Here is a 17,376-nt window from a genome sequence, read left to right as displayed (position 1 = left end):
ACCACGTACTGGATCGCCGGCTTGTCCACGACCGGCAGCATCTCCTTGGGAGTGGCCTTGGTCGCCGGCAGGAACCGGGTACCGAGACCGGCCGCGGGAATGACAGCCTTGCTGATCCTGGGGTGCGACTGAGTCATGCCCGCAACCTTATCCGGTGCCTTTGCAGGGAATCTGTGGCTCCGGCCGGTTGACCCTTATATGGCCGCATGGGAAGAGTGCAAGGACGAGCCGTGGAACACGACGGACGCGCGAGCGAGCCTGACAAGCGGAAGTTGCGGCGGGAGTTCCTCTCGGTGAGGAACATGTTGACGGACGATGACGTCGACGAGACGGGCCGCGCGCTGGCCGGGCGCGCGCTGGAACTGCCCGAGCTGGCGGGTGCGCGCACGGTGGCGGCGTACGTCTCCGTGGGCGGCGAGCCCGGCACGGCGGCGCTGCTGGACGCGCTGCGCGCGCGGGGCGTACGGGTCCTGCTCCCGGCGCTCCTGCCCGACAACGACCTGGACTGGGGCGAATACGCCGGCCCTGGCTCCCTTGCGCGGGTCCGGCACAGCGGGAAGATGGCGCTTTTCGAGCCCTCCGGCGCGCGTCTGGGCCCGGACGCCGTGACGGCCGCGGACGTGGTGCTGCTGCCCGGGCTCGCGGTGGACGCGCGCGGGATGCGCCTGGGGCGCGGCGGAGGGTCGTACGACCGCGTACTGGCCCGTCTGGAACGCGCGGGCGCACGCCCCCGGCTCGTGGTGCTTCTGTACGACACGGAGGTGGTCGCGCACATCCCGGCGGAGGCGCATGACAAGCCGGTGCACGCCGTGGTGACGCCCTCGGGCGTGCGCCGTTTCCCGAGCGGCTGAGCGGACTTCCGGTACGAGAAAACGGCCCTCCACGCGTGCGTGGAGGGCCGTTTCCGTGTCGTCACCGTGTCATGGCCTGAGGACGAGTGTGTCGCTCGTGCTGTTGTCGACCGCCTTGCCCGAGAACGACCAGGGCAGCAGCTCGCCCTTGGCCCACAGACTCGTCTGGTCCGTGTAGTGCGCGCTGAAGGCGTGCCCGGAGGCACCGGTCAGGTTGATCCACCTGGACTTGTCGAAGTCGGCGAGGTTGACGACCATCCGCATGGAGGGCACCCAGACGACGTTGTAGCCGCCGGCGGCGTTCCAGCCGGTCGCGTTCACCGTGGCCTCACCGCCGCTGAGCTTCCAGGGGCCGCGGTTGAGGATGTACTGGAGCACCCCGGGGCCGTCGGTGCCGAGCGTCTGGTTCTTCAGGAACAGGCGGTGCAGCCGGCCCCAGCTCCAGGTGTCGATGTCCTTGCCGAGCTTGGCGGTCAGCTCCCAGCGGGCGTCGATCATGGCGCGGGCGAAGAGCTGGTCCATGGTGTTCGCCGCGGGACGCGTGCCCGACTTGGGCGTCTTCCACCAGTCGCTGTCCGGCTTCTCCATCAGGGTGCGCACGACCTCGAACCAGCGGTCGCCGCCGTCCGGCTGTCCCTGGTCGGCGTCGCGTTCACCGCATTCGCGCACCTTGGCGTCGTCGTCGACGGGGCCGGTGCTGTCGATCTTGTCGACCCACAGGCACTGTCCCTTGACGCGCAGTTCCTTGGGGAGCTTGTTGCCGAAGGCGAGCTTGAGGATGTTGCGCCACACGGCGTTGAAGTAGGCGGCTGCCGCCGAGTCGGCGTCCTGGGTGTAGTCCCAGCCCTCCAGCAGCTTCTGCGCATCGCGCACGTTCTTGTCGTTGAGGTTGATCTTCAGCAGCTTCGGCACCAGGAGCTTGGCGATCTCGCTGCTGCTGTCCAGCTGCATCTGCCGCATGTCGTCGGTCGAGATCCTTCCGCCGTTGTTGATCTTGGATTGGATCAGGTCGGCGATGCGCTGGCTGCGGGTGCCGTAGCCCCAGTCGGTGGTGAGGGTGTACGGGTACTTGCCCTTGTCGACCACGGCCTGGTTGGCGGTGACGATGTAGCCGCGCTTGGGGTTGTACTCGTAGGGCAGCTCGTTCTGCTTGACGAAGCCGGTCCAGTGGTACTTCGAGTCCCAGCCGGGGGCGGGGATGGAGCCGTCGTCGGCGGCGGAGCGCGTGGGGATCTTGCCGGGCAGTGTGTAGCCGATGTTGTTGTCGGTGTCGGCGTAGACCAGGTTCTGCGACGGCACGTCGAACAGGGCGGCCGCCTGGCGGAAGTCGCTCCAGTTCGCCGCCCTGTCGAGGGCGAAGACGGCGTCCATGGAGGTGCCCGGGTCGAGCGCGGTCCACCTCAGGGCGATGCCGTAGCCGTCGCCGCGGTCGGGGGCGGCGGCGTTGACGGTGGCCTTCTTGCCGACCTCGACGAGTTCGTCGTCACGGTCGGACAGCAGGGGCATGCCGTCCTGCGTCTGGCGCACGACGATGGTCTTCGAGGAGCCGCCGGCGACGTTGATGGTCTCCTCGCGGGTCTTGAACGGCCGGACCTTGCCGTCGTACAGGTAGCCGTTGGAGCTCACCTTCTCCAGGTAGAGGTCGGTCACGTCGACCCCGGAGTTGGTCATGCCCCAGGCGATGTCCGCGTTGTGGCCGATGATCACACCGGGCATTCCGGCAAACGTGTAGCCGGTCACGTCGTACTGGCACGCACTGGAGACGCTGCGGCAGTGCAGGCCCATCTGGTACCAGACGGACGGCAGGGACGCCGACAGGTGCGGGTCGTTGGCGAGCAGCGGCTTCTTGTTGATCGTGTACTTCCCGGACACCACCCAGGAGTTGGAGCCGATGCCCTGGCCGTTCACACCGACGGCGGTGGGAACGTCGTCCAGGACCCTGTAAAGGCCCCCCAGCTGGCTCCTGAGCGTCGATCCGGTCGTACCGGCGGCGGAAGAGCCCACCGAGCCCGTCGCGCCCCCAGAGGCGCCTGTGGCGCCGCGGGTGGTGCCGGACGTGCCCGTCGCGCCGGCGCCCTGGGAGGTGCCGGTGGCGGTGCCCTGCTGGAAGGACTTGGTCAGCTCGTTGTACTGGCCTTCCTGCACGATCGGCTTGTTGCGGCTGTAGGGGTACTCCGGGTAGAGGTCCTTGATCTGCTGCGGGCCGAGCCGGCTGGTCATCAGGGCGCGGTCGACCTCGTCCTGCATGTTGCCGCGCAGGTCCCAGGCCATCGCCTTCAGCCAGGAGACGGAGTCGACCGGGGTCCAGTTCGCCGGCTTGTAGTCGTTGGTGAAGCCGAGGGCGGCGTACTCCAGGGAAATGTCCTTGCCGCTCTTGCCCTGCAGGTAGGCGTTGACCCCCTTGGCGTACGCCTGGAGGTACTTCTTCGTGGCGGCCGACAGCTTGGTGTCGTACTCCTGCTTGGCGACGCGGTCCCAGCCGAGCGTGCGCAGGAACTCGTCGTTCTTGACCTGGCTCTTGCCGAACATCTCCGACAGGCGCCCGGACGTCATGTGCCGGCGCACGTCCATCTCGTAGAACCGGTCCTGCGCCTGGACGTACCCCTGCGCCATGAACAGGTCCTGGTCGGAGGACGCGTAGATCTGCGGGATGCCGTTGCCGTCCCGCTTGACGTCGACCGGCCCGGACAGGCCCTGGAGTGTGATCGTTCCCGTGGTCTGCGGGAAGGAGGCGCGGACGGTACTGATCGACCAGTACGCCCCGTAGGCGATGCCTCCGATGATGGCCAGTACCAGGACAAGCACCATCAGTCGGGCTTTGCGCCCCTTCTTCCTGCCGGACTTGGCGGGCGCGGCACCGGTGGTGGCGGTGTCACCCGTTGTGGCGGTGGTGTTGGGGGGCATCGCTGTCCTTGCTGTCCTAACGCGAGCGGCAGGTCGGGCTGTGACTTTGAATGAGCGCTGGAGCAACCATAGGCGCAGGGCCCTGTCCGCCTTGACGCGGAGTCGGGAACCAGCACGCACGGGCGTTCGATCTTGCCCCGCCGAGCGTCAAGAAAGCGTCAAGAGTTAGGTAAGGTAACGAAGTAACCGGAGATTTCAGGGGAGGAACCGCCGCTGACTGTTCACCACCTCAACCAGCTCTTGCTCGTCTGCTCCGTGGTCCTGCTCGTCGCCGTCGCGGCCGTGCGGATCTCCTCCCGCAGCGGGCTCCCCAGCCTGCTCGTCTACCTGGCGATCGGCGTCCTCATGGGCCAGGACGGCATCGGCGAGATCCACTTCAACAGCGCCGCGCTGACCCAGGTCATGGGGTACGCGGCCCTGGTCGTGATCCTCGCCGAGGGTGGTCTGGGCACGAAGTGGAAGGCGATCAGGCCGGTCCTGTCGTCCGCCTCCGTCCTGGCGACCGCCGGTGTCGCCGTCAGCGTGGGGGTCACCGCGGCGGGCGCGCACTATCTGGTCGGGCTGGAGTGGCGGCAGGCGCTCATCGTCGGCGCGGTGGTGTCGTCGACGGACGCGGCGGCGGTCTTCTCGGTGCTGCGCAGAGTTCCCCTCCCCGCGCGCGTGACGGGCGCGCTGGAGGCGGAGTCCGGCTTCAACGACGCCCCGGTGGTCATCCTGGTCGTCGCCTTCAGTACGGCCGGCCCGGTCGAGCACTGGTACGTCCTGCTGGGCGAGATAGCCCTGGAACTGGCGATCGGCGCCGCCCTGGGGCTCGCCGTGGGCTGGTTCGGCTCCTGGGGGCTCAAGCACGTGGCCCTGCCCGCCTCCGGCCTCTATCCGATCGCCGTGATGGCCATCGCCGTCACCGCGTACGCCGCCGGCGCCCTGGCGCACGGCAGCGGCTTCCTGGCCGTCTACCTGGCCTCGATGGTGCTCGGCAACGCCAAGCTGCCCCACTGGCCCGCGACGCGCGGCTTCGCCGAGGGGCTCGGCTGGATCGCGCAGATCGGCATGTTCGTGGTGCTCGGCCTGCTGGTCACCCCGCACGAGCTGGGCGACGACGTCTGGCCCGCCCTCGTCATCGGGCTGGTCCTGACCATGGTGGCCCGTCCGCTGAGCGTGGTGCTCAGCCTGGCGCCGTTCCGCGTGCCGTGGCAGGAGCAGACCCTCATGTCGTGGGCGGGGCTGCGCGGCGCCGTGCCCATCATCCTGGCGACGATCCCGATGGTGAACGGCGTCACGGGCAGCCGCCGCATCTTCAACATCGTCTTCGTGCTTGTCGTGGTCTACACCCTCGTCCAGGGGCCGACTCTGCCGTGGCTGGCGCGCACGCTGCGCCTGGGCGAGCAGGGCGAGGCCTCCGACCTGGGCATCGAGTCGGCGCCCCTGGAGCGGCTGCGCGGGCACCTGCTGTCCGTCTCGATCCCGGAGGGCTCGCGGATGCACGGTGTGGAGGTCAGCGAGCTGCGCCTGCCGCCGGGGGCCGCCGTCACGCTCGTCGTCCGCGAAGGAAAATCGTTTGTTCCGCTGCCCATGACCGTGCTGCGCCGGGGCGACGAGTTGCTCGTCGTCGCCACCGACCCGGTGCGCGACGCGGCGGAGCGACGCCTGCGCGCGGTCGCCCACGGCGGCAAGCTGGCGGGTTGGCTGGGTACGAACGGGGCGGGCAGCTTGCGTTGAGGGCGCGTTTCGGGGAGTTCATGCCCCGTGAAATCCCAGGCGGCTGCGAGGGTGGTGCTCGTTTTCACAGCCGTGGGCGGCGCTGATCCCTGTAGCATGAAGGCGCACCCTGATCGAACCAACTCTGCCTGACGCAGAGCTGGCGCGACCGTATGGCGGCCGGGTCCACCCACCCGCAGTGGGCGCCGGCATCTACCGCAGTCCGCGCAAGAGGACAGCTCTCGGCGCCCGGGCCCACACGGCCCGCGCTACCAGGCGGCAGAAAGGCACGGGCCGTGGTATCCACGGTCACCACCACCGAACCGGAGAAGACCTCGCCGGCCTCGTCCCGCCCGGGATACGGACAGCTGCTGCGCACCCGCGGCGCCTGGACCTTCCTGCTCCCCGGTTTCGCGGCGCGCCAGCCGTTCGCGATGCTCACCCTCTCCATCGTGCTGCTCGTGCAGCACACCACCGGCTCGTACGGCGCCGCAGGCGCCACCGCGGCCGCCACCGGTGTCTCGATGGCGCTGTTCGCGCCGTACAGCGGCCGCCTCGCCGACCGCTACGGCCAGCGCGCCGTGCTGGTCCCCGGCGTCCTCGTGCACACGCTTGCGGGCCTGTCCCTGACGGCGCTCGCGCTGGCGCACGCGCCCCTGTGGGCGCTGTTCCTGGCGGCCGTCCCGACGGGCGCCTCGGTCCCGCAGGTCGGCCCCATGGTCCGTGCCCGCTGGGGCGTGAAGCTGCAGGGCTCGCCGCTGATGACCACCGCGGCGGCGTTCGAGTCGGTCACGGACGAGCTGACCTTCGTCTTCGGTCCGCTGCTGGCGACCGCGCTGTGCACCACCGTGGCGCCGGCCGCGGGCCTGATCACGGAGGGCGCGCTGACCCTCGTGGGCGGGCTGCTGTTCGCCGCGCAGAAGAGCACGCAGCCGTCGGTGAGCGGTGAGAGCGGACACGCACGCGTGGAGCACGGCTCCGCCCTGCGCGTGCCTGGTGTGCGCGTACTGGTCGTGACCTTCCTCGGCATCGGGTCCGTCTTCGGCGGCATGCAGGTGTCGCTCGCGGCGTTCACCGAGTCGATCGGCGAGCCCGGCCTGAACGGTGTCCTGTACGGCGTCTTCGCCGCCGGGAACATGCTGTCCGGCATCGTGTGCGGCGCGATCGCCTGGAAGGCCGCCCCCCAGCGGCGCCTGGTCGTGGGCTACACGGCGCTCGCGATCGTCGCGTCCGCCCTGTGGACGGCGCACTCGGTGCTGCTGCTCGCCGGGCTCGGCCTGCTGGTCGGCATGTGCATCGCGCCGGCGCTGATCACCGGCTACACGCTGGTCGAGGGCCTGGTCCCGGCAGGCGCCCGCACGGAGGCCTTCACCTGGCTGACCGGCGCGGTCGCGCTCGGTCAGGCGGCCGCCGTCACGGCCGCCGGGCAGCTGGAGGACCGGCTGTGGGACGGTGCGGGGTTCCTGGTGCCGATGGCGGGCACCGTGCTCGCGCTGGTGACTCTGCTGGCGCTGCGCTCCCGGCTGGTCGCGCGGCCGCAGAACCGCACCGTCGCACGTGGCGTCGGTCACCGCGTGCCGGTCACGGTGGACTGATTCCCGGGAATACGTCACTATGGACCGTCGTTAGCACTCATCGAGTGAGAGTGCCAGGAGGAAGACAGTGCCGACCTACCAGTACCAGTGCACCGAGTGCGGCGAGGGCCTTGAGGCGGTGCAGAAGTTCACTGATGACGCCTTGACCGAGTGCCCCAGCTGCAGTGGCCGCCTGAAGAAGGTGTTCTCCGCGGTCGGCATCGTTTTCAAGGGCTCCGGCTTCTACCGCAACGACTCCCGCGGCTCCACGTCGAGCAGCAGCCCGGCGTCGAAGTCGTCCGGCACGTCTTCGGCCGACTCGAAGTCGTCCACGTCGGCCACGGCGTCGTCCTCGACGTCCTCCGCGGCCGGCTCCGCCAGCAGCTCGGCCGCCTGACCTCTTTCTCCCGGACCCTGCCGTCGTACGACGGCAGGGTCTTCGGCGCTCGTCGGTACCGGCTCCCCCGCGGTTCGGCCGCCCGCTAGTGTGCTGGTCATGGCGAACGCAGAGATCGGCGTAATCGGCGGCTCGGGCTTCTACTCGTTCCTCGACGACGTGACCGAGGTCCAGGTGGAGACCCCCTACGGGCCGCCCAGTGACTCCCTCTTCCTCGGCGAGATCGCCGGCCGCCGGGTCGCCTTCCTGCCCCGGCACGGCCGTGGCCACCACCTGCCGCCGCATCGCATCAACTACCGCGCCAACCTGTGGGCGCTGCGCTCCGTCGGCGTACGGCAGGTTCTCGCACCGTGCGCGGTGGGCGGGCTGCAGCCGGAGTACGGCCCCGGCACCCTGCTCGTGCCGGACCAGTTCGTGGACCGTACGAAGTCCCGGACGCAGACGTACTTCGACGGGTTGCCGCTGCCCGACGGCACCGTGCCGAACGTCGTGCACGTGTCCATGGCCGATCCTTACTGCCCCACCGGACGGGCTGTCGCCCTGAAGGCCGCTCGGGGGCGGGACTGGGAGCCGGTGGACGGCGGCACGCTGGTCGTGGTCGAGGGGCCGCGCTTCTCCACGCGTGCCGAATCGTTGTGGCACCAGGCACAGGGCTGGTCGGTGGTGGGCATGACCGGTCACCCGGAGGCGGCGCTCGCCCGGGAACTGGAGCTGTGCTACACGTCGCTGACCCTGGTCACCGACCTGGACGCGGGCGCCGAGACCGGCGAGGGCGTCTCGCACGAGGAGGTGCTGCGGGTGTTCGCGGCCAACGTGGACCGGTTGCGCGGCGTGCTGTTCGACGCGGTGGTGGCGCTGCCGGAGAGCGCTGCACGGGACTGTCTGTGTGTGAACGCGCTCGGCGGAATGGATCCGGGCTTCGAGCTGCCGTAGCTCTCGCTAGACGATCCGGAGCTGCCCGTTCGAGTGGGCGGGATATCCACAGTTCGTCCGTGATCCACCGGCTCCGGCGGGATTCGGCGCGAGGCCTCATCGTGGCACCGCCAACCGAATTCCTCGTCGCAGGCGGTGATTCCCATGCCCCGGTCCTCGTCGTCCCCGTATGCGTCCTCGTCTCCTCCCCCGTTCCCGCCTCCCCTCCGGCTCCCGCGCCCGCTGGGCACGGACGCCCCGCCGACCTGTGAGATCCCGCAGTTCCCTCCGGTGCGCGTGCGCGGCGGGCGGTATCAGCTGCAGCGGCTCGTACGGCACCGCAGGCGGGCCATCGCCGCCGGTCTCGCGGTGACCGCGGCCGCGCTCGTCGCCGCGGGGCCGCGCAGCGGGGCCGAACCGCACCGCGCGGAACAGGCGCGCGGCCACCGGGTCACGCAGCCCGTACGCCGGCACGCGGTGGTGGACGTGGTGACCGCGCCGGTGCGGATCGCCGACGCGGCCACGGTCCGCCTCCTGCGGCCCGGCGACCGTGTCGACGTCCTCGCTGCCGAGGGCGCGTCGCCCGGGGGCGTCGCCCGGGTCCTCGCGCGCGGTGTGCGGGTGACCAGGGTGCCCGAGCCCCTGGAGGGCGGGGCGGAGAGCGGGGCGCTGGTCGTGCTGTCGGTGCCGCGCACCACCGCGGCACGGCTCGTCGGCGCGAGCGCCACGGCACGCCTGGCGGTGACGCTGTGCTGAACCGTCTCGGAAAGTTCCTGGGCTGCTTGCTGTCACGTCGCTGGATCGAGCGTTCGCACTGGACAGGATGGCCTCACCGTGCCGTAGGTTGCGGAGCGTGTCATTCCACACCCTGTGCATGCGAGGAGAGTCGCCTAGGTGAGCGCGAAGCAGGAATCGAGCGTCTGGCAGGGCTTCAAGGCCTTCCTCATGCGGGGCAACGTCGTCGACCTGGCCGTGGCCGTGGTGATCGGCGCGGCCTTCTCGAACATCGTCAACTCGGTGGTGAAGGGGATCATCAACCCGCTGGTCGGCGCGATCGGCACGCAGAACCTGGACAACTACAGCTCATGCCTGAGCGCCAGGTGCGAAGGGACCCACGGCATCCGGCTGATGTGGGGCTCTGTCCTCGGTGCCACGCTGACGTTCCTGATCACCGCGACGGTGGTGTACTTCCTGATGGTTCTGCCGATGTCGAAGTACCTGGCCCGGCAGGCGGCCCGCAAGGCGGCGCGGGAGGGCACGAGGGAGGTCATGGAGGTGACCGAGCTGGAGGTGCTCAAGGAGATCCGCGACGCGCTGGTCGCACAGCGTGGGTCGGGGCACGACGCGCGCTAGCGGCGTTGCTGCGGACGGCTCAGAGGTGGTGGGGCGGCTTCTCGTCCAGGAAGCGCTTCAGGTCGGCGGCGCTGTCGCCGTCCGCGCGCTCGCCCCAGCCGCGATCGGTGTCGTCCGAGGACTGCTGGTCCAGCGGGTCGTCGAAGACCAGCGCGGGTTTCGGGGCGGGGGGCTCGGATTCGGGGGCGGTGGGCATGCCTCAAGGGTACGGTCCCGGTCCGCGCGCCCGCGCGCGGCCGGCTCCCCCGGCGGGAGCGGCTTGTGATTGCGTTCACTGTCTGCTGGTGCCTTCGCAAGGCCTTTTGCCCGCTTTTCTGGTGTGCTGAGAGGCATGACGTCGAGTTCCGCCCCGGCGCCCGCCCCCTCGGGCGCCCCACAGCCCTCCGGACCGCTGCGACGGCTGACCGCGCGCGGGCGCGACGAGGCGCACCGGGTGTCCTCGCCGCTGGAGCTCTTCTTCGACCTGTGCTTCGTCGTGGCGATCGCACAGGCGGGTGTGCAGCTGGTGCACGCCGTCGCCGAAGGGCACGCGGGCGGTGGAATCCTCAACTACGCCATGCAGTTCTTCGCCATCTGGTGGGCCTGGATGAACTTCAGCTGGTTCGCCTCGGCGTATGACAACGACGACGCGCTCTACCGGGTCGTCACCCTGGTGCAGATCGCCGGCGTCCTTGTGCTGGCGGCCGGCATCTCCCGGGCCTTCCAGCATCACGACTTCCTGGTGGTCTGGCTCGGCTATGTGATCATGCGGCTGGCGATGGCCACGCAATGGCTGAGAGCCGCGAGATCAGCTGAGGGCGCGCAGAGAGCCATGGCGTTGCGGTACGCATGCGGTGTGCTGCTGTGCCAGATCGGCTGGCTCGGCCTCGTACTGCTGCCCGAACCCGCGCGGCCCTGGGTGTTCCTCGTGATGGCGGTCGCGGAGATGTGCGTGCCGCTGTTCGCCGAGAAGGGCTACGGGTCCTCCTGGCACCCGCACCACATCGCCGAACGGTACGGCCTGTTCACCATCATCGTGCTCGGCGAGACGATCTCCGCGGCGACCGTGGCCGTGAAGTCGGCCGTGGACGAGCACCACGCGCTGGGCGAGTTGCTGCCGATCGCTGCGGGCGGGCTCCTGATCGTCTTTTCCGCATGGTGGATCTACTTCGTGGTGCCCATCCACGGCCATCTGCGCTCCAACAGACAGGCGTTCCTGTGGGGTTACGGGCACTATCTGATCTTCGCCTCGGCCGCGGCGATCGGCGCGGGTCTGGAGGTGGCCGTGGAACACGCGGCCGGCAAGGCCCGTATCTCCGCCCTGTCCGCGTCGGCTGCCGTCACGCTGCCCACGGCGCTGTATCTGCTGACCGTCTGGGCGCTTCACTCCCGGCACTTCAAGGTCGGCATCGCCCAGCAGCTGGTCCTGCCGGTCACGGCACTGCTGGTGATCTGCTGCACCTTCCTGGGCGCCTGGGCGGTGCTCGCGGCGGGGCTCGTGACCTCGGCCGCGGTGGTGACCGGAGTGACGCTGACGGCGCGCATGGTCCATCGGGAGCGTGCGGCGAACGCCCCCGCTCCGGCGGGCTGAGCTCTCCTCCCGGGGGGCGTGGCAGGCCAGACTGGCCGTCATGACAGTTGACGCAATCACCGACGTCGCCGGGGTGCGGGTGGGTCACGCGACCCGCAGCGGGGACGGCTGGCTCACCGGCACCACGGTCGTCCTCGCTCCGGAGGGCGGAGCGGTCGTCGCCGTGGACGTGCGCGGCGGTGGTCCCGGCACCAGGGAGACCGACGCGCTCGACCCGCGCAATGTGGTGCAGCGGGTCGACGCGGTCGTACTGACCGGCGGCAGCGCGTACGGGCTCGACGCTGCGTCCGGCGTGATGGCCTGGCTGGAGGAGCAGGGGCGCGGGGTGCGGGTGGGGACGGACCCGGCGCACGTCGTGCCGGTCGTGCCGGCCGCGTGTGTCTTCGACCTGGGGCGCGGCGGAAACTTTCGCGCGCGGCCGGACGCGGCCACGGGGCGCGCGGCGGTGGAGGCCGCCGCGGCGAGTGCGCCGGGCGCCCGGGTGGCGGAGGGGTGCGTCGGGGCCGGTACGGGCGCCGTGGCGGGGCAGATCAAGGGCGGGGTGGGCTCGGCGAGCACGGTGCTCGACTCGGGGGTCACCGTGGCCGCGCTGGTGGTGGTGAACGCTGCGGGGTCGGTGATCGAGCCCGGGACGGGGGCGCTGTACGGGGAGTTGCTTCAGGGGAGGGTGGAGTATCCCGAGGGGCGCGTGCACGAGCACGCGCGCCGGCGCCTCGCCGAGACCGCTGCGAAGAACGCGCCGCCCCCGCTCAACACGACGCTGGCGGTGGTCGCAACCGACGCCGGTCTCTCCAAGGCGCAGGCGCAGAAGCTGGCGGGGACGGCGCACGACGGGATTGCGCGCGCCGTCCGGCCGGTACACCTCATGAACGACGGGGACACGGTGTTCGCGCTGGCGACCGGCGCGCGCTCGCTGTCCGAGCACCCGCTGGAGCTCAATGGCGTCCTCGCCGCCGGCGCGGATGTCGTGACGCGCGCGATCGCGCGGGGCGTGCGCGCCGCCGAGTCGGTCGCGGGGCCGGGCGGCACGTGGCCGTCGTACGAGGAGTTGTACGGGGTGCGACAGGGGTGGTGAGGTGGGCGGCCCGTGCGTCGGGCTGGAATTGTCGCGGTTCTGTCACGTGATGGCGTTTGACGGGGGTTGGAGGGAACCTTCCCGGGCGCCGGTGCGCTCTTTCTTCACGCACTGGAACGGATCACGCACATCACATGAACCTGGAGCAGCCCGTGACAACGCCGGACATTGCAGCGCGGCGCGCGCTGGGGGCCTGTGCCGCCATGCTGGTCGGCGCCCTCACCCTGACCGCCTGCGGTGGCAGCGCCAACGCGACCAGCGACGGCAAGGACGGCAAGGACTCCCCCAAGACGTCGACGGCGAAGGTCGTGATCTCGGCCAAGGACGGTTCGACCGGCGCGTCCATCAACGCGACCGGGGTGAAGGTCAGCGGCGGCAAGCTGACCGACGTGAAGATGACCGTGGCGGGGACGGGTCGGACCGTGGCCGGGGCGATATCGGCGGACGGCAGCACCTGGAAGCCGAAGCAGCAGCTGGAGCGGGGCACGAAGTACGAGATCGGCGCGACGGCGAAGGACGCGGACGGGCGTACCGCCGCGGCCAACTCCATCTTCACCACGGTCACGTCGGCGAACAGCTTCATCGGCACCTACACGCCGGACGACGGCAGCACGGTCGGGGTGGGGATGCCGGTGTCGTTCACCTTCGACAAGTCGATCACCGACAAGAAGACCGTGCAATCGCGTATCTCGGTCGACTCCAGCAGTGGCCAGCAGGTGGTCGGGCACTGGTTCGGGGATCGGCGGCTGGACTTCCGGCCGCGGGAGTACTGGAAGGCCGGCTCCAAGGTCACGATGAACATCGACCTGGACGGGGTCGAGGGCGCGAAGGGCGTCTACGGGGTGCAGAAGAAGACCGTCTCCTTCACCGTCGGGCGGTCGCAGGTCTCCACGGTCGACGTCAACACGCAGACCATGACCGTGGTGCGGGACGGCAAGACGGTCAAGACGGTGCCGATCTCCGCGGGCAGTCCGCAGCACACCACGTACAACGGGCAGATGGTGATCGCCGAGAAGTTCGTGCAGACGCGTATGAACGGCTCGACGGTCGGATTCGGCGGCGAGTACGACATCCCGGATGTGCCGCACGCGATGCGGCTGACGTCGTCGGGGACGTTCATCCACGGCAACTACTGGTACAGCAAGGGCAACCCGCCCTTCGGCCGGGAGGGCACCAGCCACGGCTGCGTCGGTCTCGCGGACGTGCAGGGCGCGCAGGGCGCCACGTCCGCCAAGTGGTTCTTCGACAACTCGCTCGTCGGGGACGTCGTGATCGTGAAGAACTCCCCGGACACCACCGTCGCCCCCGACAACGGACTCAACGGCTGGAACATGTCGTGGAGCGCCTGGACCGCGGGCAGCTCCGCCTGATCTGCAGTTTTTGACGCCACGTGAGGCCGCGCGGGAACTTTTCGCGCGGCCCGCGCGTTTTCCCGGCACGTTTTCTCGGTTCCCGGACATGATGTCCGACCGAGGGGCTACCGTATGCACCCACAAGGTGACATGCAGCAACGCCGGGAGAAACCTTGAGCGTTCCGTACGAGACAGCAGCGTACGAACCAGCCGAGTCGCCCGAGTCTCCGGAGGAGCACCTCGCGCGACTCCTCGGCCGTGCCCTGAACTCCTTCGAGCTGCCCGACGAGGTGATACGGCAGCTCGACTGCGCGCTGGTCCACGACAGCTCGCTGCACTCCGCGTACCACAGCGCGGGGCTGCACCGGGAGACGTACCGGCACACCTGGCTGCTCGCCGACGGCTCCGCGGTCACCCTGTGGGAGCTCGTGCACAACGCCATGCCGGGCGGCCCCCCGGAGCACGAGGTCTATGTCGACGAGGAGGAGCTGCAGGCGGCCACCTCGCGGCTCGGAATGCCGCCGGAGGCACCGGAGTTCGAGCTGCCCGCGCTGATGCGGCTGTGGGCGATTCCCGAGCCCCGGCACGTGTTCGCCTCCGACGACTCGGCGGACCACGCGCGGCGGCTCCTGCGCCGGGCGGAGAACCCGGACCGTCCCGGTGCGGAGACGGCGGCGTTGCTGGCGACGGCGATCGCGCACGAGATCACGCAGGCGTTCGGGCGCCCGGGGCGCGCCGGGCGCGCGGGGCTGAGCTACGCGCTGTACGAGCACGCGTTCCTGCTGCCGGACGACAGCGAGATCTCCCTGTGGGAGGTCGAGCACACGGCGACGCCCGACGGGCGGCACATGTGCGAGGTGTACATGTCGGAGGACGCGGCGCGGGACGCCATGGAGCGGCGCGCGGCGCGACAGGGGTAGCGCGTGGGGCGGTGTCGCGGGCCCCTTGCCGGTCAGTGATCGCCGAGTTGCCGTACCAGCCCGGCGAAGGCGTCCCGTTCCGCCGGGGTCAGTTCCACCGACTCCCACGGGGGTCCGGACTTGCGCTGGGTCGGCAGGACCGGAAGACGGGCAGCCGGGAGCTCGCGGACGGCCTCCGCTCGGAAGCGACGCAGCAGGCGCAGGACGCCGATCACCCACACCGCACCGGCCAGGGTGAGGACGGCCGCGCCGGCCAACTGGAGACTCGGGACGTGCTCAGGCATGCGTCCCAGTACACACCACGGTCCGGGACTTCGGTCCCGGACCGTGACGTATCTCGCAGGTGCCGTGAACAACTCACAGCGCACCAAAAGGACAAGGCGTGGCGGTGGGGTGGGTGCGGTGGTCAGGCCGCCACGGGCTGCTGGGTCTCCTTCGGTGTGCCGGCCCCGTTGGCGGTGGGGTCGGTGGCCGTGGCTTCCGGGGCCGGCTTGCGCATGCCCTTGAGGAGGACGACCAGGGCCGTGGTGGCGCAGACACCGGCCGCGATGGCGATGAGGTACGGGAAAGGGTTGCCGATCAGCGGTACCACGAAGATGCCGCCGTGCGGGGCGCGCAGGGTGGCGCCGAAGGCCATCGACAGGGCGCCGGTGAGCGCGCCGCCGACCATGGCGGACGGGATGACCCGCAGCGGGTCCGCGGCGGCGAACGGGATCGCGCCCTCGGAGATGAAGGAGGCGCCCAGGACCCAGGCGGCCTTGCCGTTCTCGCGTTCGGCCGGTGTGAACAGCTTGCCGCGTACGGTGGTGGCCAGGGCCATCGCCAGCGGCGGGACCATGCCGGCCGCCATCACCGCTGCCATGATCTTCATCGCGGAGTCGCTGGGGTTCGAGACCGCGATGCCGGCGGTGGCGAAGGTGTAGGCGACCTTGTTGACCGGGCCGCCCAGGTCGAAGCACATCATCAGGCCGAGCAGGGCGCCGAGCAGGACGGCGTTGGTGCCGGTGAGGCCGTTCAGCCAGTCGGTGAGGCCCTTCTGGGCGGTGGCGATGGGCTTTCCGATCACGACGAACATCAGGAATCCGACGATCGCCGAGGAGATCAGCGGGATCACCACCACCGGCATGATGCCGCGCAGGGGCGCGGGTATCCGCACCTTCTGGATCGCCAGTACCACGCCGCCGGCGATCAGGCCGGCCGCCAGGCCGCCGAGGAAGCCCGCGTTGATGGTCAGTGAGATCGCGCCGCCCACGAAGCCGGGGACGAGACCGGGCCGGTCGGCCATGCCGTAGGCGATGTAGCCGGCCAGGACCGGGACGAGGAAGCCGAAGGCCACGGCGCCGATCTGGAACAGCAGGGCGCCCCAGCTGTCGGCCTGGGTCCACACGAAGTGGTCCATCACCGACGGCGCCTTGTTGATCTTGTAGCCGCCGATCGCGAAGCCCAGGGCGATGAGGAGGCCGCCCGCGGCGACGAACGGGACCATGTAGCTCACGCCGCTCATCAGCCACTTGCGGAGCTTGGTGCCGTATCCCTCGGTGGAGTCGCCGGCGCGTTCGACCGGCGTGCTGCCCGGCGCGGGCGCCGGCGCGCTCCTCTCGCCGCGTGCTGCCTTCTCGCGTACGTCCGTGATGAGTTCGGCGGGTCGGTTGATGCCCGCCTTCACTCCCACGTCGACGGTCGGCTTGCCGGCGAAGCGGTCCTTGTCGCGTACGGGGACGTCGTGCGCGAAGATCACGCCGTCCGCCGCCGCGATCACCGCCGGGTCCAGCCGGGTGAATCCGGCCGAACCCTGTGTCTCGACGACGAGTTCGACGCCTGCCTCGCGTCCCGCGTTCTCCAGGGACTCGGCCGCCATGTAGGTGTGCGCGATGCCGGTCGGGCAGGAGGTGACGGCGACGATGCGGAAGGGGCGCTCGCCGGGGGCGGTGGCGCCCGGCGCCGGGGTGGCTCCTTGCTGGTCGGTCACGCCCGGCGCCGGGGCCGTGGTGCCCGCCGCGGCGCCGGCGGAGGCCGCCACCGGCGCCGCAGCGGTGTCTTGGGAGGCGCTCGCGGCGCCCTGGGCGGCGCTTGCCGCAGCGTTCGCGTCCGCGTCCGAGTCCACGCCCTCGGCGCTCGCGTCGCCCTGCGCGCCCTCGCCCGAAGACGCCTCCGGCGCCTGCGCCGTGCTCGGTACCTCGTCCCCGCGGACCAGTGCCGCCGCCGTCTCCGTGTCGGGCGCCGCGCGCAGCGCCGAGGTGAACTCGGTGTTCATCAGCTGGCGGGCCAGCGAGGAGAGGATCGTGAGGTGGGCGTCGTCGGCGCCGGCCGGTGCCGCGATCAGGAAGATCAGGTCGGCCGGACCGTCCACGGCGCCGAAGTCGATGCCGGCGGCGCTGCGGCCGAAGGCGAGGGTCGGCTCCGTGACGTGGGTGCTGCGGCAGTGCGGGATGCCGATGCCGCCGTCGAGGCCGGTCGGCATCTGGGCCTCGCGGGCGGCCACGTCGGCGAGGAAGCCCTCCAGGTCGGTCACCCGGCCCTGGGCCGCCATGCGCTCGGCGAGGGCGCGCGCCGCCGCTTCCTTGGTGTCGGCGGACAGGTCGAGGTCGACCAGGTCCGCGGTGATCATGTCGCTCATCGCGGGCTCCTATGCACGCGTGCCGCCCGGGGAGAGGGGTGGGCGGAGGTGGGGACGGGGGTGCTGTGGGGGGAGGCGGTGCGGAGGGTGGCCGTGGTGAGTAACGGGGAGTCTCGCCGGGGCCGGGCCGGAGTGGTCGTACGGCGCAGGAGC

Annotated in this window: 16 protein-coding genes; 11 read left to right on the top strand and 5 right to left on the bottom strand. The window is 70.6% G+C overall.

Going from position 1 to position 17,376, the window contains the following annotated elements; genetic code table 11:
* A partial coding sequence (locus ABT171_RS39775) for a sugar phosphate nucleotidyltransferase (RefSeq protein ID WP_351251584.1) occupies positions 1–137 on the bottom strand: 137 nt, incomplete at its 3' end.
* Between the two features lie 69 nt (positions 138–206).
* Between ABT171_RS39775 and ABT171_RS39770 the strand changes: the two genes are divergently transcribed.
* Positions 207–851, top strand: coding sequence for a 5-formyltetrahydrofolate cyclo-ligase (locus ABT171_RS39770; RefSeq protein ID WP_503078702.1), 645 nt, complete (start codon positions 207–209; stop codon positions 849–851).
* A gap of 69 nt (positions 852–920) precedes the next feature.
* Here ABT171_RS39770 and ABT171_RS39765 read toward each other — a convergent pair whose 3' ends face one another.
* Positions 921–3,755 carry a penicillin acylase family protein gene (locus ABT171_RS39765; RefSeq protein WP_351251572.1) on the bottom strand — a complete coding sequence of 945 codons (2,835 nt, stop codon included), beginning with the start codon at positions 3,753–3,755 and terminating at the stop codon, positions 921–923.
* A 192-nt stretch (positions 3,756–3,947) separates the two neighbouring features.
* Here ABT171_RS39765 and ABT171_RS39760 point away from each other — a divergent pair, with 192 nt between their 5' ends.
* The 6 genes from ABT171_RS39760 (at position 3,948) to mscL (ending at position 9,689) form a co-directional block, all read left to right on the top strand.
* A complete protein-coding gene (locus ABT171_RS39760; RefSeq protein ID WP_351251582.1) occupies positions 3,948–5,474 on the top strand; it encodes a potassium/proton antiporter in 1,527 nt (508 codons plus the stop codon).
* Between the two features lie 275 nt (positions 5,475–5,749).
* Positions 5,750–7,048, top strand: coding sequence for an MFS transporter (locus ABT171_RS39755; RefSeq protein WP_351251570.1), 1,299 nt, complete (start codon positions 5,750–5,752; stop codon positions 7,046–7,048).
* 67 nt (positions 7,049–7,115) lie between these two features.
* Positions 7,116–7,424 (top strand): FmdB family zinc ribbon protein, encoded by a 309-nt coding sequence (locus ABT171_RS39750; protein ID WP_351251568.1) that lies wholly within the window; start codon positions 7,116–7,118, stop codon positions 7,422–7,424.
* A gap of 99 nt (positions 7,425–7,523) precedes the next feature.
* The gene (locus ABT171_RS39745; RefSeq protein ID WP_351251567.1) at positions 7,524–8,357 is read left to right on the top strand and encodes an S-methyl-5'-thioadenosine phosphorylase; all 834 of its coding nucleotides are present in this window, start codon (positions 7,524–7,526) and stop codon (positions 8,355–8,357) included.
* A 144-nt stretch (positions 8,358–8,501) separates the two neighbouring features.
* Positions 8,502–9,092: a CpaB family protein gene (locus ABT171_RS39740; protein WP_351251565.1), complete on the top strand. Its 591-nt coding sequence runs from the start codon at positions 8,502–8,504 to the stop codon at positions 9,090–9,092.
* Positions 9,093–9,230: 138 nt separating this feature from the next.
* A complete protein-coding gene (mscL, locus tag ABT171_RS39735) occupies positions 9,231–9,689 on the top strand; it encodes a large conductance mechanosensitive channel protein MscL (protein WP_351251563.1) in 459 nt (152 codons plus the stop codon).
* Between the two features lie 19 nt (positions 9,690–9,708).
* On the opposite strand, the gene ABT171_RS39730 is transcribed toward mscL, so the two are convergent.
* Entirely contained in the window at positions 9,709–9,885 is a 177-nt protein-coding gene (locus ABT171_RS39730; protein ID WP_351251561.1) for a hypothetical protein, read from the bottom strand.
* Positions 9,886–10,020: 135 nt separating this feature from the next.
* Between ABT171_RS39730 and ABT171_RS39725 the strand changes: the two genes are divergently transcribed.
* The 4 genes from ABT171_RS39725 to ABT171_RS39710 all read left to right on the top strand — a co-directional run bounded on the left by ABT171_RS39725 (position 10,021) and on the right by ABT171_RS39710 (position 14,606).
* Positions 10,021–11,259, top strand: coding sequence for a low temperature requirement protein A (locus ABT171_RS39725; protein WP_351251559.1), 1,239 nt, complete (start codon positions 10,021–10,023; stop codon positions 11,257–11,259).
* Between the two features lie 40 nt (positions 11,260–11,299).
* The gene (locus tag ABT171_RS39720; RefSeq protein WP_351251557.1) at positions 11,300–12,334 is read left to right on the top strand and encodes a P1 family peptidase; all 1,035 of its coding nucleotides are present in this window, start codon (positions 11,300–11,302) and stop codon (positions 12,332–12,334) included.
* Between the two features lie 152 nt (positions 12,335–12,486).
* Positions 12,487–13,704, top strand: coding sequence for a L,D-transpeptidase (locus ABT171_RS39715; RefSeq protein ID WP_351251555.1), 1,218 nt, complete (start codon positions 12,487–12,489; stop codon positions 13,702–13,704).
* A 155-nt stretch (positions 13,705–13,859) separates the two neighbouring features.
* A complete protein-coding gene (locus ABT171_RS39710) occupies positions 13,860–14,606 on the top strand; it encodes a DUF6227 family protein (RefSeq protein ID WP_351251553.1) in 747 nt (248 codons plus the stop codon).
* 32 nt (positions 14,607–14,638) lie between these two features.
* Here ABT171_RS39710 and ABT171_RS39705 read toward each other — a convergent pair whose 3' ends face one another.
* The gene (locus tag ABT171_RS39705; protein ID WP_351251551.1) at positions 14,639–14,890 is read right to left on the bottom strand and encodes a hypothetical protein; all 252 of its coding nucleotides are present in this window, start codon (positions 14,888–14,890) and stop codon (positions 14,639–14,641) included.
* A gap of 122 nt (positions 14,891–15,012) precedes the next feature.
* Positions 15,013–17,223 carry a PTS fructose transporter subunit IIABC gene (locus ABT171_RS39700; protein ID WP_351251549.1) on the bottom strand — a complete coding sequence of 737 codons (2,211 nt, stop codon included), beginning with the start codon at positions 17,221–17,223 and terminating at the stop codon, positions 15,013–15,015.
* Positions 17,224–17,376: the final 153 nt, after the last annotated feature.

It is taken from the genome of Streptomyces sp. NPDC001851, from assembly GCF_040297165.1.
Taxonomy (GTDB): domain Bacteria; phylum Actinomycetota; class Actinomycetes; order Streptomycetales; family Streptomycetaceae; genus Streptomyces.
This window is presented reverse-complemented; position numbering and strand designations above follow the sequence as displayed.